The sequence below is a fragment of the Microcoleus sp. B4-D4 genome (assembly GCF_036705185.1).
In the GTDB taxonomy this organism is placed as follows: Bacteria; Cyanobacteriota; Cyanobacteriia; order Cyanobacteriales; family Microcoleaceae; genus Microcoleus.
This window is the reverse complement of sequence record NZ_JAUBTX010000005.1, coordinates 52,876-76,303: the sequence shown is the minus strand read 5'-3', so window position 1 is coordinate 76,303 and position 23,428 is coordinate 52,876. Positions and strand designations below refer to the sequence as shown.

Annotated in this window: 17 protein-coding genes and 1 pseudogene; 11 read left to right on the top strand and 7 right to left on the bottom strand. The window is 44.8% G+C overall.

Features of this window, described 5'->3' with window-relative positions:
* Nucleotides 1-49: 49 nt before the first annotated feature.
* Nucleotides 50-733, top strand: a pseudogene (locus QUB13_RS06300) (phosphatase PAP2 family protein).
* 518 nt (nt 734-1,251) lie between these two features.
* Here the strand turns inward: QUB13_RS06300 and QUB13_RS06295 are convergent.
* A complete protein-coding gene (locus QUB13_RS06295; protein ID WP_333379730.1) occupies nt 1,252-1,560 on the bottom strand; it encodes a hypothetical protein in 309 nt (102 codons plus the stop codon).
* A 437-nt stretch (nt 1,561-1,997) separates the two neighbouring features.
* Here QUB13_RS06295 and QUB13_RS06290 point away from each other — a divergent pair, with 437 nt between their 5' ends.
* Complete coding sequence (locus QUB13_RS06290; protein WP_333379729.1) at nt 1,998-2,480, top strand: hypothetical protein; 483 nt, start codon at nt 1,998-2,000, stop codon at nt 2,478-2,480.
* Between the two features lie 429 nt (nt 2,481-2,909).
* Here QUB13_RS06290 and QUB13_RS06285 read toward each other — a convergent pair whose 3' ends face one another.
* Both QUB13_RS06285 and QUB13_RS06280 read right to left on the bottom strand, forming a co-directional pair.
* Complete coding sequence (locus QUB13_RS06285; RefSeq protein WP_333379728.1) at nt 2,910-4,382, bottom strand: sensor histidine kinase; 1,473 nt, start codon at nt 4,380-4,382, stop codon at nt 2,910-2,912.
* Nucleotides 4,383-4,463: 81 nt separating this feature from the next.
* Complete coding sequence (locus QUB13_RS06280) at nt 4,464-5,420, bottom strand: FTR1 family iron permease (RefSeq protein ID WP_333379727.1); 957 nt, start codon at nt 5,418-5,420, stop codon at nt 4,464-4,466.
* Here QUB13_RS06280 and QUB13_RS06275 point away from each other — a divergent pair.
* Nucleotides 5,395-5,526, top strand: a complete 132-nt coding sequence (locus tag QUB13_RS06275; protein ID WP_333379726.1) for a hypothetical protein — start codon at nt 5,395-5,397, stop codon at nt 5,524-5,526. The genes QUB13_RS06280 and QUB13_RS06275 overlap by 26 nt on opposite strands.
* 99 nt (nt 5,527-5,625) lie before the next feature.
* On the opposite strand, the gene QUB13_RS06270 is transcribed toward QUB13_RS06275, so the two are convergent.
* The gene (locus QUB13_RS06270; protein WP_333379725.1) at nt 5,626-6,651 is read right to left on the bottom strand and encodes a helix-hairpin-helix domain-containing protein; all 1,026 of its coding nucleotides are present in this window, start codon (nt 6,649-6,651) and stop codon (nt 5,626-5,628) included.
* A 163-nt stretch (nt 6,652-6,814) separates the two neighbouring features.
* Nucleotides 6,815-7,819 (bottom strand): multicopper oxidase domain-containing protein, encoded by a 1,005-nt coding sequence (locus QUB13_RS06265; protein ID WP_333379724.1) that lies wholly within the window; start codon nt 7,817-7,819, stop codon nt 6,815-6,817.
* 208 nt (nt 7,820-8,027) lie between these two features.
* Here QUB13_RS06265 and rppA point away from each other — a divergent pair, with 208 nt between their 5' ends.
* The 5 genes from rppA (at nt 8,028) to rpmB (ending at nt 12,949) form a co-directional block, all read left to right on the top strand.
* Nucleotides 8,028-8,726: a two-component system response regulator RppA gene (gene rppA, locus QUB13_RS06260; protein ID WP_333379723.1), complete on the top strand. Its 699-nt coding sequence runs from the start codon at nt 8,028-8,030 to the stop codon at nt 8,724-8,726.
* A gap of 216 nt (nt 8,727-8,942) precedes the next feature.
* Entirely contained in the window at nt 8,943-10,274 is a 1,332-nt protein-coding gene (gene rppB, locus QUB13_RS06255; RefSeq protein ID WP_333379722.1) for a two-component system sensor histidine kinase RppB, read from the top strand.
* Between the two features lie 95 nt (nt 10,275-10,369).
* A complete protein-coding gene (locus QUB13_RS06250; RefSeq protein ID WP_333379721.1) occupies nt 10,370-10,516 on the top strand; it encodes a hypothetical protein in 147 nt (48 codons plus the stop codon).
* A 122-nt stretch (nt 10,517-10,638) separates the two neighbouring features.
* The gene (htpG, locus tag QUB13_RS06245; RefSeq protein ID WP_333091569.1) at nt 10,639-12,627 is read left to right on the top strand and encodes a molecular chaperone HtpG; all 1,989 of its coding nucleotides are present in this window, start codon (nt 10,639-10,641) and stop codon (nt 12,625-12,627) included.
* An 85-nt stretch (nt 12,628-12,712) separates the two neighbouring features.
* Entirely contained in the window at nt 12,713-12,949 is a 237-nt protein-coding gene (gene rpmB / locus QUB13_RS06240; RefSeq protein WP_194011072.1) for a 50S ribosomal protein L28, read from the top strand.
* Between the two features lie 157 nt (nt 12,950-13,106).
* Here the strand turns inward: rpmB and QUB13_RS06235 are convergent, their stop codons facing one another.
* Nucleotides 13,107-16,076: an adenylate/guanylate cyclase domain-containing protein gene (locus tag QUB13_RS06235; RefSeq protein WP_333379720.1), complete on the bottom strand. Its 2,970-nt coding sequence runs from the start codon at nt 16,074-16,076 to the stop codon at nt 13,107-13,109.
* 89 nt (nt 16,077-16,165) lie between these two features.
* A complete protein-coding gene (gene proS / locus QUB13_RS06230; protein WP_333379719.1) occupies nt 16,166-17,971 on the bottom strand; it encodes a proline--tRNA ligase in 1,806 nt (601 codons plus the stop codon).
* Between the two features lie 85 nt (nt 17,972-18,056).
* Here proS and QUB13_RS06225 point away from each other — a divergent pair, with 85 nt between their 5' ends.
* From QUB13_RS06225 to QUB13_RS06215, 3 genes are all read left to right on the top strand, one after another.
* Nucleotides 18,057-18,371: a hypothetical protein gene (locus tag QUB13_RS06225; protein ID WP_333379718.1), complete on the top strand. Its 315-nt coding sequence runs from the start codon at nt 18,057-18,059 to the stop codon at nt 18,369-18,371.
* Nucleotides 18,372-18,624: 253 nt separating this feature from the next.
* On the top strand, nt 18,625-19,569 hold the full coding sequence (locus QUB13_RS06220; protein WP_333379717.1) for a hypothetical protein: 945 nt from the start codon (nt 18,625-18,627) through the stop codon (nt 19,567-19,569).
* A 409-nt stretch (nt 19,570-19,978) separates the two neighbouring features.
* The gene (locus QUB13_RS06215; protein ID WP_333379716.1) at nt 19,979-23,110 is read left to right on the top strand and encodes an MFS transporter; all 3,132 of its coding nucleotides are present in this window, start codon (nt 19,979-19,981) and stop codon (nt 23,108-23,110) included.
* Nucleotides 23,111-23,428 lie beyond the last annotated feature (318 nt).

Here is a 23,428-nt window from a genome sequence, read left to right as displayed (position 1 = left end):
TTGTGATATAAATTGTACATGATTTGAAATTTGTTGAGTTGGATTGATTATGTTACGAGAAATATATGAATTTTGGTTGCAGCATATCAACCCACGCTTAAATACTTTAATTGTGACAATTGGTGTAGTTGGACTTACCAGTTTTCTGCTAATCAGTTTCATTTTAGCGTGGCTATTTGAAGAAATCTTAGAACGAGAAGCTTTTGCTTTTGATACTTCTTGGCTGTACTGGCTGCACGGATATGCAAATCCGAGTCTAGATGCTGTGATGCTAACAATTACTCAGCTTGCTGATCCCCGTGTAGTTATAGTGATTGTGGCAGTCACGCTGGGAATTCTATGGTGGCAGCATTACCGCGAGGAAGCTAATTTTTTTGCTCTTGCTTGTTTGGGAGCCTTGATTCTAAATACTGGATTGAAGTTGTTTTTTACTAAACCTCGTCCCCATCTTTTTCCGAGCTTAATTGCAGAAACATCCTTTAGTTTTCCGAGCGGTCATGCTTTAGGAAGTTTTGTAATGTATGGGTTTCTAGCTTACCTGCTTTCCGCTCACTTTCCGAAGTTTTCCAAATTAATATATACTTGAGCTGTTTTGACGATCGCTCTTATTAGCCTGAGTCGGATGTATATAGGAGTACACTGGCCAACAGATATCATTGGTGGCTACGGCATCGGCTATCTTTGGCTGACGCTTTGCATCGCAATGCTGAGGTTACAAACCAGACAAGTCTAGTATTGCATTGCTCAATTCCAGCGAATGGCAAAGGGTAGCTTGTGATTGTGGTAAAAATCAAACTACCCTATCATATAGCCTTTCTCAGAAAGATGAGGTACTATCCGGCATAGGGCATAGGGCATAGGGCATAGGGCATAGAGCATAGGGTATACCTCACTTTTGTGAGAACCGCTACCGCTATATAATGTTTGGTTAGTTGCTCGCAATCAGCAGGTGTTTGTAGTAAAAACTGAAGTTTTTATCAAAATATAAGGACTAAAGTCCTCACTACAAACCAATTTTATTCATCGTTAGATTGCAGGCGACTTGATTCTTGCTTTTCTTCGGCATCGTCGTTAGTTTCGCCGTCGCCATCACTGGCTTCTGCTTTGGGATTGCTGTTATTGCGAGGCATGGCGGCAACCAGAGATTTTGCTGGCTGTACACAGTTCGGACTAATCCACTGAGTTATAAACTACCGACAAAAGCTGCTGCTAGAGCGATTTTTCTGGAAGTTTTTATGGTGTTAAATTTTTTCAATTTAGGTTTGTAGTTTCACTGTCGATCACAAAAGTCAAAAACTTAGCAAGATTTATTTTAGTTAGCAATTTTTTGAGTGATTTCTCGTTCTCTTCTTCACCGGATAGCAAATCGTTACCTATTGTGCGATCGAGTGGATCGTGCCACATTCTGCCGTCTAAATTATTAATGAATGGTGGAACCACATCCTTTGTCTGCCCGCCCAGCATCTTGTCTGTGCTGGCATTACCTGCAGCTAACGAGTCTTCATTAATCTCGCCGTTGCTTAAGTTGTCAACAAGAGTGATTTTAGTTGAAGTTTTCACCGTTAAATCCCTTCAATGTGAGTTGGCGATTTCACTCTACAGGGCAAATGTCAAGAACTTGGCAAGATTATCTGTCTAAAAGTTAAGAAATTTCATCTTGATTTCATTTTTGGGCGTCAACCTAGGTTAAGTGGCGATCGAACATGGATGAGGTGCTGTCGCGGTGAGGAGTGCGATCGCACTTAAGATAGCAAGTATCAAGCGTGCAAGTTTTCGCAGCCACAGACCAAAATACCATCAACCATGAAAATATCTCTCGATTAATAGTCGTCTCCGCTCATATCCAAGGGCGATATGTTTTTTAATTACTGAGATTCGCCCAGCATTGTTTCAACAGTTATGTTGGTTAATATATGAATAAGTTTTAATAATTTTAATTGACTAGCTGTCTCAAAATGCCATAATTTACCAATCATTGTCCGCCAAGAGTAAATCACATGAAAACGCTCAAGTCAAGTTTAATTATTCTAGGCAGTGTCGGATTGCTCTTGTTGGGAGCTTGCGGTAAAGGCGACCAAACCAGCGATACAAATACTACTCCACCACCACCTCCTGCGGCCTCTCAACCTGCGTCTTCCGCTCCCGCCACGACTTCTGCTGCGAAAGGAGCTAACGGGGGTCAAGTTGTCAATTCTGGTGCTTACCATTTAGATTTTGTACCTCAAAAAGAAGCTACGGGAACTCACTTAGATTTGTATCTGCAAAAAGGCGATAAAAAGGAACCAGTTCCTGACGCAAAAGTGACGGCTCAAGTGCAGTTGCCGAATGGAAAGCAGCAAACCCTAGCTCTCAAATACGATCCAGAGGGCAAACATTACGCTGTTGTGTTTCCCGGCAAAGAACCGGGTCAATATCCTGTGAAGATGAATGCGGATATTAACGGAGAAAAAGTAGACGGTCGTTTTACATTCACTCAGTAGTTTGACAGTCCTGGAAGCACGGGTGGCCAGAAACCGGGTTTTTTGCCTAATTTTTTGGCTGCAACGAAGGATTTTCGTGAAAAAACCCGGTTTCTTTGGTATAAATGCGTAAATCCTGCTAAGTTATAATTGAATAATTCAATTTTAAGTAGCTAAAATTTCATCTATTGCAGGAGGAGCCATGCAAAATGCTAATATTCCTCACCTTATTCAAAGATTTTGTGCTTTACTCTAATTTTACAAAAGTCAAAATCCCCGTTTATTGTAGCACGAACCTCCCGCCCAGCTAGTGTCAACTTAAGCCAGAAAGACCGCCAAGGACTTTTGTTATTAGACAGGGGTTTCAACCCTTTTTCATAGCGAATTTGACCTGTTTGCTAATACCAACAGTGCCGCCCGTTGGGCTACCGGCCGTTAAAAATATCAAATTCAAACTGCTTGCTGCATTGTCAATAACCTGCTAGTTTCAGACTTCTGCTGCCTGATTGGTAGCGAAATTACAAACTCAGTACCTTCTTCAACTCTCGAAAGGCACTCCAAGCTACCACAGTGCTTTTCTCGAACAATCTCGCAGCTAATTGATAACCCTAAACCCGTTCCTTTACCGGCGGGTTTCGTAGTAAAAAAGTGATTAAATATTTTAGCCTTGACTTCTTCCGTCATTCCAGCGCCGTTGTCGGAAATGCGGATGATTACCCGATCGCCCTCCGCGACTTCCGTGCTAATCTCAATTGTAGGACAGCTTCTGTGACCATTCAAAACACCCGCATTAGAACTGTCTCGCAAAACATCAATGGCATTGCTGATAATATTCATAAACACCTGATTTAATTGCCCTGCATAACATTCTACCAGCGGCAAATTCCCGTAATTTTTAATCAATTCGATACCCGGAAGTTTGCCGTTCGATTTCAGTCGGTGCTGGAGAATTAACAGAGTGCTGTCGATTCCTTCGTGAATCGAAGCCACACTCATGCCATCTTTATCTAAACGCGAAAAATTACGCATCGACGAAACAATCGCGCAAATTCTGTCAGTTCCTACCTTCATTGAAGTAATTAGTTTGGGCAAATCTTCGCGGAGAAAATCTAATTCTAATGTCTGAATTTCCTCCTGAATTTCTTCTACCGGATTCGGATAATGTTGGCCGTAGAGGTTGACCAAACGCAACAAATCTTCAACATAATTGCGTGCGTAGGCGATGTTCGCATCAATAAAGTTGATGGGGTTGTTAATTTCGTGGGCAATTCCTGCTGTCAATTCACCCAAAGCGGATAATTTTTCGGTATGTACTAATTGAGCTTGACTTTCCTGAAGTTTTTGCAAAGCTCGCTCTAATTCTCGGGCTTTTATTCTCAATTCTGCTTCAGATTGTTGCAGAGCTTTTTTAGCTTTTTTTCGCTCTTGAACTTCTTTAATTAAATAATTATTTGCTTGGCAAAGTTTGCCAGTTCTTGATTGCACTCGCTGTTCCAATACTTCGGCTAGTTCAGCCAGTGCTGTCTCGGCTTTCCGGCGTTCTGCAATCTCATTTTCTAATGCTAAATTTGCGGCTTCTAGCCTTGCTGGGCTGGGAAGTGCCAGTGCAAAAGGCATCAATGTCAACAGCAACAAAACTGAACTCCCAGCGACGAAAGCCGTAATCGCTTTCATGAATTGTGAGACTAAAGATTCAGGAAACCAGAGATACCATGTTTGGATTACGTGAGTTGTGCCGCAGGCGACGAAGAATGCTCCGAATACCAAAAACATCCACTGAAACGGGATATCTCGCCCTTTGTAAAGCGAGTAAACCAGCATTGTGGGAATTGCATAATAGGAAATTACGATCAGAACTTGCAGCCATTCCCAATTAAGCATTCCAGAGTTTGCTGAACCCGTAGCAATTGCTAAGTCAATCATAAACAATCCTTAGTTAATTTGAATTAGGTTAAAATCTCACTAATGTTAATTTTCCAGATAGATGCACCCTGTTGTTTGCACTTAATTTTCTATTTCGTTACTGCTGTTTTTTGATTTGATTGGAAAAAATACTCTACCGCTCAAACTTTGGAGATAAATACCGCCCACGGTGATTAGAAAGACGAAATAAGCAAAGCCCTGCACCAAATAAAGTTTGTCCGTGTAGCCAAACATCGCGCTCAGCAACAAGCCGGGAAACTTTTCTTGGGGAAGCACTTTCGAGGTATTCCACACCATCGGCCCGAGAATGCAAGAGTGCTCTTTGGCAAATCTTTCGTAATAGAAACACATCCCTGCTGACTCGCGATTGGCTTGCGATAAAATATTCACCGCGCTGTCAAATAATCCCAAAGTAGATACCACTAAACCCGCTACAATAAAGAGCAATAAAATGCCCATATATTTAAAAAACAGGCGGATATTAATTTTCACTCCCCATTTAAACAGCAGCGCGCCAATTCCGGCGGCTGAAAGTATTCCTCCCAAAGCGCCGATGGCTGGAAGAATGCCTTGTTGAAACTTAGCGAGGACAAACAAAACGGTTTCAAATCCTTCGCGCAAAACGGCAATCAAAACTAAACTAAATACGCCCCAACCTGCATGAGATTTGTCCGTTAAGGCAGCACTTACAGCGCCTTCGACTTCGGCTTTCATAAATCGCGCTTGCTTGGTCATCCAGAGCAGCATCCAGCTCAGCATTGCTATTGCTAAAACTCCAAAACTTGCCTCTAGCAGAGATTCCATAATTGGTGCAAAGGGTTGATTGGATGCGGACAAAATTTGAATTGTCCAGCCAAACAGTACACCTATCAAAGCGCTGGCAATAAGTCCGACGGCGACACCGCCATAAACCCAAGGACTTAAATAACTTTGTCCCGATTTTTTGAGGCAAGCTAGAACGATTCCAACAACTAAGGCGGCTTCTACTCCTTCGCGGAGAGTAATTACAAATGTGGGTAATGCTTCGCTGAAATTCATTTTTTTAATTAGAAGGAATAAGGAAGAAGGAAGAGGGAAGAAGGAAGAGGGAAGAGGGAAGAGGGAAGAGGAAAGAAGGAAGAAGGAAGAGGGAAGAAGGCTTTAGTTATCCGGCGACTTAAGGAAGAAGGAAAAAGACTTACTTAATCTCGATAATATTTGAAAGGTTTGTAGTGCGGAGTTAAGTCCGCACTACAAACCGTTTTTAAGAGGCGGGTTTGAGCACTTTTTGGCTGTCGTTTTCGATCGCCTTAATGAGCACGGCCACTTGTTCGGTGGTTTTTACCGGGGCTGGCGGCGCGATCGCAGTTGGCCAATTTGCCTTAAGTTCAGTCATATTAGCAACAATTGCTTTGTCGATATCCGGGTTAGTTTTAGCCACTTGAGCGGCAATATTTTGGTACAGGGTTTCCGCGTACATGACGAAACCCCGCGAATCTTGGTATTCAATAACTGCGGAAATTTTGCCGTTAGCAACTGCCGCTCCGTATTCGGAATTAGCTGTATCTAGCAAGCCGTTAATCACTTGCAGCACGAATTTCGGATCTTGGCGCTGCGCTTCGGGAAGGGCGGCAATTGCTCCATCTACAGCTTGCATTGATGTATTAAATTCTGCATTTACTTGAGCCGGATCTTTTGCACCAGCTTTAATTAAATCCTGCAATTTAATTAAAGTTGTCTTGAATTCGGGAACTTTTCGCTCGTTTAGCTGGTCTTCCACATCGGCATAAATTTCTTCTACCGGGTGACCGATGTGCGGTTCTGCTTGGTCTACTTTGCCTGCATCCAAGAGTTCTTTTGCTACGAAAAGATGCCCTTTCATCAAGCCGAGTTTAGTCATGTAATCTACATCTTTGGCTTCCCCTGTGAGGACAACATCTTCAATAGTTACCATGTCTTTAATTTGGTCAAATTGGGCTTGATTAATGACATTTTTAGAGACCAATTCTTCGGTTTTTCCGTAGGGGCGGCTGGCTTGAATTTTGTTAGAAAGTGCCGGAATTCCTAACTTGGCTTCGAGTTTATCTAACTCCGAAAGAATGGCGGTATTAATGTTAATGCCGGGTTTGCCGCCGTGATTCATGCTGTGGCCGCTTGTTGCTGCGGTAGTAGCAGTGGGGGTGGGTGAGGCGGTGCTGCCGGTGTTGGTGGGGGTGGAAACGCAACCAGTCAAAGCAACGAGGATGGCTGTAGCAGCGGCTGTCGGTAATTGGCGAAAGGATGGTAACATGGCAGTTGATGATTTTTGGGTTGGGTGCAGTTTGACTCGCCTGTTATCAAGAAAGTTTCTTAATTATTTGCGAGTTAATGATTCTACCTATTTAGGATAAATTTTGGTAGATAATTTAAGATTTTCTTAACTAATAATCGGCGCATATCGATCGCGATTTGGGTTAAGCGATGACTTCAAATAAACCCATGCAGCCTGCTTCGGCGATCGCATCTTGATGGGGATGAAACATATATTTTCCGGCGTAGCTGTAGCTAAATTCTAAAATATGTCGTTCAGCTACTCCCATTGTAATGACATCTGTTTTCTCGCTGGGAGTTAAAGTCATTCCCGTGCGATATACGTCAAAAAAATTGGCGTGCAGGTGAAAAGTCACGGCCGATTCATACTCAATCATGTTCATTACATACAGCCGGATAAGCTGATTTTTGTAAATCTGGATCGGGTTGTTCATGTAATAATTGGGTATTCCGTTAAAAGCGTAAAGCTCATTCTTTTGGTTGTCGTTTACGTCGTAACCTCCCATGATTAACAGGATTTCGTCTGCTGGTGGGCGAGGTTTTGGCGGATCGACAATGAACATTCCATAAAGTCCTTTACCGATGTGGCGGGTCACTGGGGCAATGTGACAGTGATATAGATGCACGCCATAGGGAAGTGCGTCGAACTCATAGATAAACGCAGAGCCGTTTCGGATCGGTTTAACGCCGTCCATTTCTACGGGATGAACGCCGTGGAAGTGCAGCGAATGAGAATGTCCGGCTTTGTTAGAAAAAATGACCCGGATGCGATCGCCCTCAGTTGCTCTCAATGTCGGCCCGGGTACGCGATTGTTCACATTCCAAGTGTTGAAACTAACGGCGCTGTTAAGTTGGATGATCGATGTGTTCGCTTCCAGGCGAAATTCCCGCACCGTGCGCCCGTTTTCCCGCGTCACCGTGCCGTAATCAAAATCCCGCGCAATTTGCATCGGGTTGATCGTGCTACCTGGGACTGGATCGGCAGCCATTGGCGGTATTCTCGGTGCAGCCGATCGCTTTTGGGTGAAATTTTGCAGTGCGATCGCGCCTCCGGCTACCCCAGCACCAGCTATTCCTAGCTGTAGGAGTTGGCGGCGAGTCCAGTGCCCCGGCTTTTTCATCACGGAGCGATCGGATAAGTCTGCCATACTTCTTGATAATAATTCTCAAAATTTGGGCTGCATTCGAGTATAAGACATTTTCAGCTTATTGTCAATTTTTGTCAACTGTTATCTTTATTATGCGAACTCAGGATATTTCATACTGATTTCATCTAAGTGTGTCAACTTATATGTTGGGGGTTGGCGCTCGCGGCAGCTAACAATATATACAGATTGACTGCTGTAAATTAATCTTATGAGAGTTTTGCTAGTTGAAGACGAGCCAGATTTAGGAAAAGCGATCGAACGAACCTTAAAACAGGAAAAATATATAGTTGATTGGGCGCAAGACGGCAATGAAGCTTGGGAATATTTAGAGAGTCATTGGATGCAATACACCTTAGCTATTTTTGACTGGTTGCTTCCGGGATTATCGGGAATAGAACTACTGCAAAAATTGCGCGAAAAAAATTGTTTTTTGCCAGTTTTGATGCTGACAGCAAAAGACAGGATGGAAGATAAAGTCGCGGGATTGGATGCCGGGGCTGACGATTATTTAGTCAAGCCCTTCGGGATGGCGGAAATGTTAGCAAGGTTGCGGGCTCTGCAAAGGCGATCGCCCCAAATTCAGCCCCAACAGCTACAAATCGGCAATCTAGCCTTAGATTGCGGAAGTCGCACTGTTTTTCATCTCGACTCCCACGGGAAACATCAGAATATTTCGCTGACTAACAAAGAATTTCAACTGCTAGAATATTTAATGAAACATCCGAACCAAATTGTCACTACCGACCAAATTCGGAATCAGATATGGGAAGCAAGCGCAGATTCTTTTAGCAATGTAGTAGCCGCTCAAGTGCGCTTGCTGCGGCGCAAACTCGAATCAGTTGATTGCGCGAATTTAATTGAAACTGTCCACGGTGTTGGATATCGGATGAAAAGGGGAGAGATATAGCCTTTCTCAAAAAGGTGAGGTACTATAGGACATAGGACATAGGGCATAGGGCATAGGGCCATCCTCATCTTTCTGAGAACTGCTATATAGATTTACCGTTGGGTGGGGGCTGGTTTTTGAGATTGTTGGTTTTTTGCTGAAATTTTTGGTGAACCAGCCCCTACAAGATACCTTCTTAAATATTAATGTTAAATATTAAAATTAATTGAACTTAATGTGAATCAAAACAAACTATTTAATCGAACTCGATCGCAATTAGCCATTTCCTATGCCGCAGTAATGGGTTTGATTTTAAGCTTGTTGGGATTTTGCGTATATAAGGCGATCGCCCACGCTCACTGGGTAGCCATAGACAGGGAATTACAATCGGTAGCGGGGACGCTGCACGACAGCCTAGAACTCAAGTTGCAGCAGCCCGGACGCTTGGAGCCAACAGTAAACGAACTTTTGCCCAACCTTCGCCTAATTGGAGCTAATGGCATTAAAGAACCGTTGCCAAACCGCCCTATTTTAAGCACTATCAACCAAGGCTATTACTATATTCGTTTATTTGATTATTCGGGAAAATTGGTTGCTACAGCAGGCGCTTATCCAGAAGGATTACCACCCGAATTTCAGCCTAAACAATGGCAAAAAATAACTGATAGCCAAGGCAACGTTTATCACCAAATTACTGTATCGCTGCACCCTCAAACCCAGAAAAAATGGGGATATTTTCAACTGGGGCGGAGTTTGCAAGACTTCAACAGTTATCTCAGTAGAGTGAAATTGGTTTTGAAATTGGGATTGCCGACAGCGTTAATTTTTGTATGGTTTTCTAGTTGGTGGCTGGCAGGATTGGCAATGAAACCGATTTATTCTTCTTACCGACAAATCCAACAGTTTACAGCGGATGCTGCCCACGAATTGCGGACTCCTTTAGCGGCATCTCAATCAACAGTAGAATCGGCGCTGTTGATGCCTGAATTGAATGAAAAAGAGGCGCGGGAAATTTTGCGAACTGTAGATCGCCAAAACCGACGATTGACTCAGTTAGTGGCTGATTTGTTGCTGTTGGCGCGGATGGACTCTCAGGTGAGATCCGATCGCCCTCAGCTTTGTTGTTTGAATGACTTGGTGAACGATTTAGTCGAGGAATTGGCGGCTTTGGCGAAATCTTCCGAGGTAGCGCTAACCTCCGAAATCCGCGTACAGCAGCCGTTGAATGTCGTCGGAGATGCCGATCGACTTTACCGTTTAGTTACGAATTTAATTGTCAATGCCATTCAATACACTCCGGCTGGGGGAAAAGTCACAGCGGTTTTAGATTGCACTCACCAGGAGGCGATAATTCAGGTGCAAGATACCGGTATTGGGATACCGGCGGCAGATTTAGCGCGCATATTCGATCGATTTTACCGAGTCAACAGCGATCGATCGCGCCATACCGGCGGATCGGGACTCGGATTGGCGATCGCGCAGGCGATCGTTACGGCCCACCGTGGCAGCCTCAGCGCCCGCAGCGAAGTGGGTTTCGGCAGCACCTTTGTCCTGCGGTTGCCTTTCTAAGGTACTATGTGAGGGAAACCGAATCATTTTTTGTGGTAATCCCTTTGGCAAAAGGTAGCGCGATCGCCCAAAATCAATAAATAGTCATTAGTCAGTTGGCTGTTGTCAGTTGGCAGTTGGCAGTTGGCAGTTGGCAGTTGGCAGTTGGCAGTTGGCAGTTGGCAGTTGGCAGTTGGCAGTTGATAGTTGGCAGTTGGCAGTTGATAGTTGGCAGGGGCGGTGTCCCGTGCGGGCCATCTTAGTTGATAGTTTACTAATAACTAATAAGTGATAACAACTAACAACTAACAAATAACAACTAACAAATAACTACTGACGAATGACGAATGACGAATGACTCTTAAAAAATACCTAGCGAAGAAGTATGACAGTTTTAGAACAGGGAACAATCTCTATCCATACCGAGAATATTTTCCCGATTATCAAGAAGTCGCTATACACCGACCACGAAGTCTTCTTGCGGGAACTAATTTCTAACGCCGTCGATGCCATTGCCAAACTCAAAATGGTTTCCCGTTCCGGCGAATACAGCGGCGACATTGGCGAACCGCAAATCAACATTGCGATCGACACAGAAAACAAAACTCTCTCAATTTCCGATAACGGCATCGGCATGACCGCCGACGAAGTTAAAAAATACATCAACCAAGTCGCTTTTTCCAGCGCCGAAGAATTTATTCAAAAATACCAAGGCAGCGGCGACGACGCAATTATCGGTCACTTTGGACTCGGTTTCTACTCTTCTTTCATGGTTGCCAAGAAAGTAGACATTGACACTCTTTCCTACAAAGAAGGTTCCCAAGCAGTACATTGGTCTTGCGACGGTTCCCCCGCTTTTGAACTATCAGAATCTAGCCGCACCGAACGCGGTACTACAATTACTCTCACTCTCCAAGATGAAGAACAGGAATATGTAGAAGCCAGCCGCATCAAGCAGTTAATCAAAACCTACTGCGATTTCATGCCGGTTCCCATCAAATTTGAGGGAGAAGAACTCAACAAACACAAAGCAATCTGGCGGGAATCAGCCAGCAATTTGCAAAAAGAAGATTACTTGGAACTGTACCGCTACCTTTACCCGTTCCAAGACGAGCCGCTGCTTTGGGTACACCTGAATACAGACTATCCTTTTATTGTCAACGGCATTCTTTTCTTCCCCAAATTGCGGCCGGATGTTGATGTTACCCAAGGCAACATTAAGCTATTCTGCAATCAGGTTTTTGTCAGCGACCACTGCGAAGAAATTATCCCGAAATTTTTGATGCCGCTGCGGGGAGTCATTGACAGTACCGATATTCCGCTGAACGTTTCTCGCAGTTCTTTGCAAAGCAATCGCACCGTGCGGAGAATCGCTGACTATATTGCGAAAAAAGTAGGCGATCGCCTGAAGGAACTTTACCGCGACGACCGATCGGAATACATCCGCTGCTGGCAAGATATCGGAACTTTTGTCAAGTTTGGAGCTCTCAACGATGACAAGTTCAAAAAGCAAGTCGAAGATATCTTAATCTACCGCAGCACCTACGAGCCAACAGCGGACAAGCCAGAAACTACAACCCCAGAAGTGCAGGTGCAAACAGAGGACGGAGATTTGTGGCAAGATGTGACTCCCAAATCGGATAGTTCCGCTTCGACACTGCCTTATACGACACTGAAAGAGTATTTGGAACGCAATCAAACACGTCACGAAAATCGCGTGTTTTACTGTACGGAACCTGCGTCTCAAGCAACTTACGTCGCCCTGCACAAAAGCCAAGGTTTAGAAGTGCTGTTTATGGATTCTTTCATCGACACGCACTTTATCAGTTTCTTGGAACGAGAATATTCTGATGTTAAATTCTTGCGGGTTGATTCGGACATTGACGACACGCTAATTGATAAAGAAAAAGAAGCGGAAATTGTCGATCCGGCGACGAATAAAACTCGCAGCGAACAAGTTAAAGAAATGTTCCAAAATGCTCTCAACAAGCCGAAAGTGAACATCCGCACCGAAGCTTTGAAGTCTGACTCTACTGAGGGTGCGCCACCTGCGATCGTCCTTTTACCGGAAGCTTTGCGCCGGATGCGGGATATGACGGCGCTGTTACAGCAGCAAGCAGCGGAATTCCCCGAAGAACACGTTTTGCTGGTGAATACGTCTCACCCGCTGATTCAAAATCTGGCTAATTTGAGTCAGGGTGCGATTATTCAAGACGGTGGCGAGTCTCCGTCGGCGCAGTTGGCGAGTATGATTTGTCACCACGTTTATGACTTGGCTTTGATGGCCCAGAAGGGTTTCGATGCTGAGGGGATGAAAGAGTTTGTCGAGCGATCGAACAATGTCTTGACAAAATTAACTGAACGTGCAATGTAATCTTGCAAGTGTGGCGCGCATTGCGCGCCTAGTCCTTGCTCTATAATAAAAGGCTGCATCACAAACAAGTAGTCTGGAGGGCAATATGTCACGGAAATGTCAGTTAACGGGGAAGAAGGCGAATAACGGTTTTGCGGTTTCTCACTCGCACCACCGCACTCACAAGTTGCAAGACGCAAATTTACAGTGGAAGCGGATTTGGTGGCCGCAGGAAAAGCGCTGGGTAAGATTGCACCTTTCTACGAAGGCAATTAAAACCTTGGAACACAAGGGTTTGGAAATTATGGCCAAGAAAGCTGGAATTAACCTTTACAAGCTTTAAATAACCTTGCTAATTGAGCACAAAGGGCGATCGTATAAAATTAAAAGTGCGATCGCCCTTACTTTTACAAAAAAAGCCTTCCTAGTGAGGACTTCACTCCTTCTCCACGAATCAGAAAACAAACGACTCAAGTCCCGATTACAAACCTAGATTAGAACTACATTCTACATTTCAGTAAATAAGTAGTCATTTCACCTTTGCCTTTAACTTCGATCGCGCCGCGACTTTCAAATACATACTTTTCTTGCAATCGTTCATAAGTTGCAGAAGTGACTTGAATACAGCCCGGTAAGCCGTGGGATTCCATGCGAGAAGCGGTGTTAACGGTGTCTCCCCACAAATCGTAGATAAATTTTTTAATCCCGATGACTCCCGCGACAACTGGGCCGCTGTTGATGCCGATTCTGATGCTGACATCTTGATTTTGGGTGTGGCTGAAATCAATAATTGCTTGCTGCATATCCAGGGCCATTTGGGCGATCGCCTCTGCATGATCGCTGCGGGGCAGGGGCAGCCCTCCAACTACCATATAAGCGTCACCAATGGTCTTAATTTTTTCCAATCCGTGCTTTTGGGCTAGGCGATCGAAGGTAGAAAAAATGTCGTTAAGCAGCGAAACTAATTCCGGCGGAGAAATTTGGGAACTAATTTGGGTAAAACCGACTATATCGGCAAACAATACTGTTACTTCGGCAAAAGTATCGGCGATGATGCTTTGGTCTTGTTTGAGTCTTTCGGCGATCGCTTGTGGTAACACGTTGAGCAGGAGGCTATCGGATTTTTCTTGTTCTAAGCGCAAAGCTGCCTCAGCTTCTTTGCGAGTTGTGATATCTTCAACAGTACCTTCGTAATAAAGCAAATTTCCATGTATATCGCAGACAGTATAAGCATTTTCGGCAGTCCAAATTATACTGCCATCTTGACGGTAAACTTGAGATTCTAAATCCGATACTTTGCCGTTGATTCGCATTAAATCTATGACTTCAGCGCGCTGTTCTTGATCGACATATAGCTGGCGATTAATATCAGTTAAATTTGCCATCAACTCCTCGCAGGAACTGTAACCATAAATGCGAATCAAAGCTGGATTGACGCTGAGATATTCCCCATCGGGAGTAGTTTGAAAGATACCGACGATCGCATTTTCAAAAATGCTGCGGTATTTGGCCTCAGCTTGCCGCAGCGCTGCTTCAGCCCGCTGGCGTTCCCGCGCTTCTACTGCAAAAGTTACAGAGTCTGTTAGAGAAACAGCGAAACTTTGTTCTTCAATAGTCCAATTGCGGGGCATTCCTACGTGTTCCAAACAGAGAACTCCTGCTGTTTTTCCGCCTATTTGAATCGGCGTGTCTAGCATGGAAGTGATGCCCAACGGAATTAGGTAATCTTCCACAAATTCTCTAGTTCTCAAATCTTTTTGTGCGTCAAAAGCCGCAATTGCTCGTTCTTCTTGAAGTGCTTTAAAATAGACAGGATAGTCTGCTTCTGCTAATTCCATACCCTTTGAGTGCTGGTTGGCGGTGCGATCGAACAAATCCAAGCACTCCATCTTAGATTTAGGGCGATCGTACAACCAGACACTCGATCGCGCAACTTCCAGAGTACGGCTAGCAGTCTCAGTAATTTCTTCAAGTGCTTTGGTTAAGTCCCCTTGATTCAGCGCTTTATTTTTGGCTAAATCAATTAATGCCGATTTCTGTTTCTGTAGCTGAAGTTCGCTTTGTTTCAGGGCATTTGTCCGCTCTTCTACTCGTATTTCCAGCTTTTCATTCAACTTTTGCAAGGCTATTTCGGCGTTACGGCGATCGGTGATATCTGTGCCGATGCAGAGGATGCCCTGGAGTTCTCCCGCTGCATCAAACAGCGGTTTATTTGCCCAAGATACCCAAATGCGAGATCCGTTGCGCCGGATATTTTCATTTTCATAGTTAGTAAAGCGATCGGGATTTTGTAAAATTTCATTATAAACCAACTCTAAGTTATTCCCTTCCTCGTCGGTTTGGGGAATAATTGTTCCCAGTGCATTTTTCCCCAGGATTTCTTCCTGATTGTAGCCAAACAATATTTCGGCAAACTCATTAAAAAAAATGATTTTACCGTTTCGCTCTAATTTGACAATAATACTATTAGCATTCTCAACCAACTCTCGATATTTAATTTCACTTTCACGCAGAGAATTTTCGGCTGCTGCGCGTTCGGCTACCGTCGCTGCCAATAACAGCGAAGTAATCGTAACTACAGCCATAAAAGCTTGTAAAAATAAAATAGCCTGATTAATATTTTCTGCTTTGGCTATAAACGGGCCACCTCCATTAGAACTGCCTAAAATTGCGATACTTGAGACAACTAACGATGCCAGAACAGCGGCCCGCTGACCGAATTGGAGCGCCGCCCAAATTATCAAAGGAAACGGCAAATATTCAAGGGGATAGCGAGAAAGAGAAGCGTCATTTTTTGATTCAAATACAAACCAGCTCACCCCAATTAATAAGAGCAACCATACTCCCCGCCAAATTAAATAATTTTTCGGAAGATATGTTTGTAGTTTTAAACGATCGGCGGTTACTTGAGGACGAAAAAATATCAGGATTAAGGGAGTCAAAATCAAAACTCCCATTGCGTCACCCAACCACCAATTCCACCGAAGCGACCAATATGCTGACAAATCTACTTTACCAGCTAAATATATGGAAAGCGCGCCGATAGTACAACTGATTTGAGTAGAAATTATACCGCCAAACAAGATTAAATTAACTACATCTTTCAAACGTTCTAGAGAGGGACGAAACCCCAGCCAGCGCAGCACAGTTGCTCCAAAAACAGCTTGCAGAATAGCACCAATGTTTCCTCCCAGCCAAACCGCAAATATCTGTTCAGTTGGGTTAACAAAATTGAGTATAAATATACCCAAAACAATTGCAGGCCAGACTTTTCTGCCAAACAATAAAAGTCCAGCTTGTGCAATTCCTGCGGGGGGCCACACCGAGGCAGCAAAGGGATTGACACCTTGAATTGCAAATGCTAGTCTCGCCCCCACGGCGTAAGCGATCGCAACGACAGTTACTTGGGCTAAGTAGCGCCAAATTCGGGATTGAGGGAATCGAAGAAACTGACTTATATTCAGATTCATATCGCACCTTATTACTCGTTAATGTAGGGTGCGCACTGCGCACCTTACCTCTATACGTTGCGCACTGCGCACCTTACCGTTATTAAGGCTTATTTGAGGGCTGCCTCAATCCACTCTTTCAAAGTAGAATTGACTTCCTCAATGAGAATTTCATGGGATTTGTGAGTTGCTCTTTCCACAATTTCAACTTTACCTGCTTTCAGCGAACGACCTGTAACAATGCGATAGGGAATGCCGATTAAATCGGCATCTTTGAATTTAACTCCGGCTCGTTCGTCTCGGTCATCTAGTAATGTTTCAATGCCAGATTGATTGAGTTCTGCGTAGAGTTTTTCGGCGACTTCTACTTGTTGGGCGTCGGAAATGTTGGGGATGCTAATGATGGCGTGATAGGGCGCGATCGCCACTGGCCAGATGATCCCGTCTTTGTCGTAGGATTGTTCTACGGCAGATTGAGCCAGCCGCGACACGCCGACACCGTAGCAGCCCATAATTAAGGGCATTTCTTCGCCTTGTTCGCTGGTGTAGGTGGCGCCCATTGCTTGCGAGTATTTGGTTCCTAATTGGAAGATGTGGCCGACTTCGATACCTCTGGCGCTTTGCAAGGTTTGTTCCGGGTTGTGCACCGCCCGATCGCCCTTTTTGGCCGTTCTGACACCCACAACCGTTGCAGGTAGCGGAAATTCTTTGTTCCAATTAGCTCCCACAACGTGGTATCCTGACTCGTTAGAACCAGTGACAAAGTTTGTCAGGTCAACTGCGGTGCGATCGACCAAACGCAAAAACTTAGAATTTACCTCCTTGCTTGCAGCGATATAATCATCAGCAAGATCCGGAGCCATATAACCCAGAGGCAAAGATTTAGCCGCCCATTTCCCCTGAGCTTCCGCATCAGGAACCGTCAAAAATAAAACAGTTTTAGCTTGATAATTGCCCGCTAACTTCGTCAATTCATTCAGCAACTTTACCTGATTCACATCCTGGTCGCCGCGAATGCTTACCAATACCAAAACTGTAATACCGCTGTCATAAACAGCCTGATAAAGCACATTTTTGACAACTTGCGTCGGAGAACACTTCACAAACTTGCCAAGTTTATCAATTGTGTCAGTTCCCGGCGTTTCCCGCTTTTCAAAAGTTGCAAAGGGCGACACTTCCGCCTCAGCAGGAATCGATACAGCCTTCTCCACATTAGCAGCATACTGACCGTCTTCAGTATAAAGAACTTCATCCTCACCCGCTTCTGCCAGCACCATAAACTCTTGAGAACCAGAGCCACCAATTGCACCAGAATCGGCATCTACTGCTCGGAATTCCAAGCCCGAGCGGCGCAGCATATTGCTGTATGCTCGATCCATATCCTGATAAGTTTTTTTCAAACTTTCTTCGCTAGTGTGAAAAGAATAGCCATCTTTCATAATAAACTCGCGACCGCGCATCAACCCAAAACGCGGGCGAATTTCATCGCGAAACTTAGTTTGAATTTGATAGAGATGCAAAGGCAACTGCCGATAGGAACGAACCATATCCTTAGCAATTGTAGTAATTACCTCTTCGTGAGTTGGGCCCAATCCCAACTCAGTATCGCGACGGTCTGTGAGAGAAAACATGATACCTTCAGCTTGAGTGTAGGTATCCCAGCGACCTGATTCCCGCCACAAATCAGCAGGTTGCAGTTGCGGGAGAAGGCATTCTTGAGCGCCGGTAGCATCCATTTCTTCCCGCACAATTTGAGAGACTTTTTTGAGAACTCGCCACATCAAAGGGAGATAAGCGTAAATGCCGCTACCGATGCGCCGGATGTATCCCGCACGGAGTAATAGTTTGTGGCTGGGAATTTCTGCTTCTGCGGGGTCTTCCCGCAGAGTGACAAAAAGCATTTGAGAGAGTCGCATGGCTGATTTCCTTAAAATACCGGATGATTGTAATTTTAGATCAACTTCTGATATTATCAGAATTAAGCCCGATTTGATTAAATATATGAATAAAATTTGGCACAACTACGAAAAAGGTATGGCAGTATTTGATAATTGTCACTCTCCTACTGTGCAATCTCAATGGCTTGCCTTAAAAGATGAAATAGGAGAATTTGTTCGAGAACCTAATTTAAGCGAAATTTGGGATATTGTTCATGCTGCTGGTCGATTGCTTTACAAACTAATCGGAATTCCATTATATTTACTGGCCTATCCTACTGTTCGCAAACACAGTCAACGTTTCGAGGAGTACGGCTGTATTCGCAGCATTCGCAACTGCGAGGGTAAATGCTGCCAAAAGTTGACAGTTGATGGTTGACAGTTGATAATTGATAGTTGATGGCGAGAGTTTTAAACAGTTGATATCTGACAATTTTCACGAGCAGATTTAACTGGCTTTAACTGGTTTAACTGGTTCCCAGCCAGAGCATGAAATTTTCCAGAAGCAGAGCCTCCGCTGCAACAATGGAGGCAGAACCTCCGGATATGCATTACCAGGTATAGCTTGGTAACGAGTAGCGAGTAGATGAGTAGTCGCGAGGTTTTTAAACACTTGATAGCTGACAATTCTCATGACTAGATTTATTCACGACCAATTCGCAAAACAGTATCTCAAAGAACTATTAACCCCTCTCGGCAATGTCGAAACCAGCCTCGACATTGCTGGAGAAGTGAGGCAGATTGACGTTTTTTTTGCCCCCAAAGCGGAACCTGAAGTCGAACCAACAGCCCTCGGCATTTTGGGTCAAATCGCAGCAAAACCCGCTGTATTGGAACCATTCCGCAGTCCTGTTCAAACCGGAGAAATTCGCAGTTGTTTGGGCAAACTATTTGATGTCCACGCCGAATATGAACGAGTCGCAGCCAGAGATAATAGCAGGATTGCAGAGGCAGACTTGCCCCAACTCTGGATACTGTCGCCGACGGTTTCCGACGTTATGTTAGCTGGATTTGGAGCGATTCCCGAACCCGAAAATTGGGTAAATGGAGTTTATTTTCTGAGTCCGTCTCTGAAAGCAGCAATCATTGCCATTCACCAACTGCCCCGCACTCCCGAAACGCTGTGGCTGAGGGTTTTAGGGAAGGGAAACGTGCAAAAGCAAGCTATTGCCGAATTGAGAGAATTACCCTCTGATAATTTCTTTCGGTTGAGCGCGTTAGAATTGTTGTACAACTTGCGAACGATTTTAGAAATCCGCCAAGACATAGATCGAGAAGATCGGGAGTTAATTATGGAACTGTCACCCCTCTATTTGCAACGGCTTGAAGATGCAACTCAACGAGGTATCCAGCAAGGTATCCAGCAAGGTATCCAGCAAGGTATGCAGCGCGCTCAACGCCTGATGGTTGAGAATCTGCTACAAGTAAAATTTAGTGAGATTGATGAAGAATTAGCCCAAATAATCGAGCCTTTGATTCAACTAGAACCTCTTGAAATCATGCGGCTGATTATGCAGCTCGATCGGGCTGAATTACTAGCTCGTTTCGATGCGTCTAAAAACCAACCGGAATCCTAACTCAGCAGCGCGCTCTACAATCTGTAGGGTGCGCCAAATCGCACTTTATTAAGTAACCACGCCCCATTAATTACATAAAAAGTCTTGACGGCCCCTGTGATAATTACTAGCCATCGCCCCCGCCTCAAACCTGCATTTTTTGGGCGAACTCTACGGCTACTCCTCGCAAATCAACTCATTTCTGACTTTAGAGGGATTTATTTTTCCGCTTCCAGAGCCATAATCAGCAGTAAGGATGACATAACTAAAGAACTGATTTACTATTCATCCTTATTTCACGAATTAGGGCTTCCTTAAGATAAAGCCTGACGAAAAAAACCACCATCTAAAAAGTGTCAATTCCCCTAGTTAAATGTTAGGGGCTAATTTCAATATGCCTGATTCGGCATCAAAGTTTAGGAGGTAATTTATGTTTGAAAGTGAGTTATTAATGTGGCTGTACAGTCCCAAATTCAATATTGCCCAAATGCCGGTGCAGAGAGATGTCCCGTTCCAGCACCCCGATATCGCAGGGCTGATGTTTCTAAGTCCTCAGTTTTTCGTGGCATTAATTGCCGGAGTCATCATGGCTTTCGGCTTCCAGTTCCTGTTAACTAATTTCTCAATCGCTGCCAAAATCTCAAATTGGGATGAGGCTTTACCCGACGATGACGATGATGACGAGTTTGAAACTTTAGGCACTAAAGTTCGGAAGACTGAAGGTTTAGTCGGCGGTTGGATTTTAGTCACAGTTAACCTAGCTTTATTTTTAGCTTGTTTTCTGGCCGTCAAATTAACTTCAATTGCCTCGGTAGATGGAGCGGCAATTATTGGTGTGGTCATCTGGGCTGCGTACTTTTTAACCCTGGTATGGCTCGGTTCTAGCGCCGTCGGTTCGATGATTGGTTCCTTGATAAAAACTGCTTTTTCAGGCATTCAAGGCATCATGGGTACTGCCGGTTCAGCGATCGGCGGCAAGATGGCGGGCGACCAAATGGTCAATACTGTAGAAGCATCTGTGGCTGCTGTCCGCCGCGAATTGAGCTCGGCTGTAGACCCGGAGAGCATTCGCGAAACACTGCAAGATTATGTGGGTTCTTTGCAGTTGCCGAAGTTAGATGTCAAGGAAATTCGCGGTCAATTTGAAAAATTGCTGGGGGATGCCGATATCAAATCTCTGGCGGGAACCGATGTTTTAAAGAATGTTAACCGCCAGACTTTTGTGGATTTGATTAGCAGCCGCAGTGATTTTTCTCAAGAAGAAATAAATCTAGTGGCCGACCAACTAGAAGGCGTTTGGAAGCAAACATTTGGCAAGCAGCAAGAAAAGAAAGACCCGAATTTAGAGTTGGTTGATTTTCTCAAGTTTGCGGCTCCCGATTTGCTGAAGTCTGACGAACTCAACGCCAAATTGTCTCAAATTCTGGAAAATCGGGACAACAAATCGGAGTCCAGCGGGGGCATGAACCGAGCAATGCAGTTTGGTGTGGAAGCTCTGGTTGGTACTGTTTTGTCGCGGACGGATTTGTCGGATTTGGATGTTGAAAAAATCTCTGGTCAGTTGCAGCAACTGACTGCAAAAGGGAAGGAAAAAGCTAAGTCTTTGAGCGATAAGGTGGGCGATAAATTGCCTGCGCTGCCTTTCAATACAGCTAAGGCTGATGTGGAAAATTACTTGCTGAATACTCAACCTTGGCATCTCAACCGAGAAACTATCAAGCAGGAATTTAGGGATGTTATTTACGATCCCGAAGCTTCTCCGGGGGCAGTATTGCGCCAGTTAGAACAGTTGAATCCTGAGTATTTTGTAGGGATTTTGAGCCGCCGCGAGGGGTTTAGTCAGGAACAGGCGGCGGAAATTGCCGAACAGCTTGAAGGTGTCCGTCAAGAAGTTTTGGGAATTGTTCGAGATGCTGCTGGTGAGGAACAGTCTCAAGATTTACGCAGCCGAGTTGAGAATTATTTGCGATCGACCGGCAAAGATGAGCTGAATCCTGAAGGTATCGAGAAGGACTTCCAAGCGCTTTTGGACGATCGCGATGCTGGTTTTGAGGCTTTGCGCGATCGCCTGTCGCAATTTGACCGCGATACTTTGGTGCAGTTGCTCGGCCAGCGGGAAGATTTCAGCCCGGAAGAAGCAGATCAGTTAATCGGGCGGCTGGAAAGTTCGCGCGATCGCGTAATTGCCAAATCTCAAGAATTGCAAGAGCAAGCGCAATCGAAAGCGCAAGAATTGCGCCAAAAGGTAGAAGACTATCTCCGCAATACTAACAAGGAAGAACTCAATCCTGAAGCGATCGAGCGCGAGTTTCAAACGCTGTTAAGCGACCCGGAAGCGGGATTGAAAGCGCTGAGAGAACGCTTGTCTCAATTCGACCGCGATACGCTGGTGCAACTGCTGTCGCAGCGCCAAGACCTCAACGAAGAACAGATAAATGGGGCGATCGACCGGATCGAATCTGTGCGCGACAACATTATCCACGCGCCGCAAAGAGTTGCAGATAGAGCTAAGCAACAGTACGAGGAAGTTACTGCAAAAATTGGCGAGTACCTGCGGAATACAAACCTGGAAGAACTCGATCCAGAAGCCATCAATCGAGATTTGACCAAATTGTTTGAAAATCCGAAAGAGGGTACTTTGGCACTTCGGGAAAGACTTTCTCAGGTCGATCGCGAAACCTTAGTCAAGTTGCTTTCGCAGCGGGAAGATTTGAGCGAAGAACAAATCGATCGGACGATCGACCGCGTGCAAGATTCGATTCGCAGCATCGTGAAATCGCCCCGTCGTTTGGCATCTCGCGCTCAAAAAACTGTCAAGGATTTCCAAGGAAGTTTGGAAAATTACTTGCAGAATACCAACAAGGAAGAACTCAATCCCGAAGGTATCAAACGCGATTTGCAGTTGTTGTTTAACGAGCCGGGAATGGGGATGCAAAGTTTGGGCGATCGCCTGAAGCACTTCGATCGCGGTACGCTGGTAGCCTTGCTGTCGCAGCGGGAAGACATCTCCGAAGAGGAAGCAAACCAAATTGCCGATCGTATTGAATCAGTCCGCAACGAGTTTGTGGAACAACTTCAAATGGTGCAAGACAAGTTCCAGTCGGCAATTGACGGTATTTTCGCGAAAATTCGGGATTACCTCAATTCCCTCGATCGACCAGAACTCAACTACGAAAGCATCAAACGAGACATCCGCAAAGTATTTGACGACCCGCAGGCCGGATTTGATGCGATTAAAGAGCGTTTAGGCGAGTTCGATCGCGGTACTTTAGTCGCAGTAATTAGCTCTCGCTCCGATATTTCAGAAGACCAAGCTAACAAAATTATCGACCAAATTGAAGGAGCCCGGGACAGCGTGCTGTCGCGCTCGGAACGCCTGCAAGAGCAAGCCAAAAAACGCATTAAAGATATCAATAAAAAGACCAAGCAGCAAGCAGAAGATGCGCGCGAAGCAGCCGCAACTGCTGCTTGGTGGCTGTTCGGTACGGCTCTAACTTCTGTGGTTGTTTCGGCTCTGGCTGGAGCAATAGCAGTCGGCGGTATTTCTGGTTTGTTTAGCTAGAATTTCAACAAGTTTCAATTAAATTTCTCCTGATTCTAGGCTGGCTGTTCGCCAGCCTATTTTCTTGGGAATCTTATTATCTCGCTTCCAACGCAAAAAAAGGTTGGTAGTGAGGACTTTAGTCCGCAAAAATTAAGAAGGACTGAAGTCCGATGCTGCGAACCTTACTGTAGAAGGTTGGTAGTGAGGACTTTAGTCCGCAAAAATTAAGAAGGACTGAAGTCCGATGCTGCGAACCTTACTTGGGAATCTTATTATCTCGCTTCCAACGCAAAAAAAGGTTGGTAGTGAGGACTTTAGTCCGCAAAAATTAAGAAG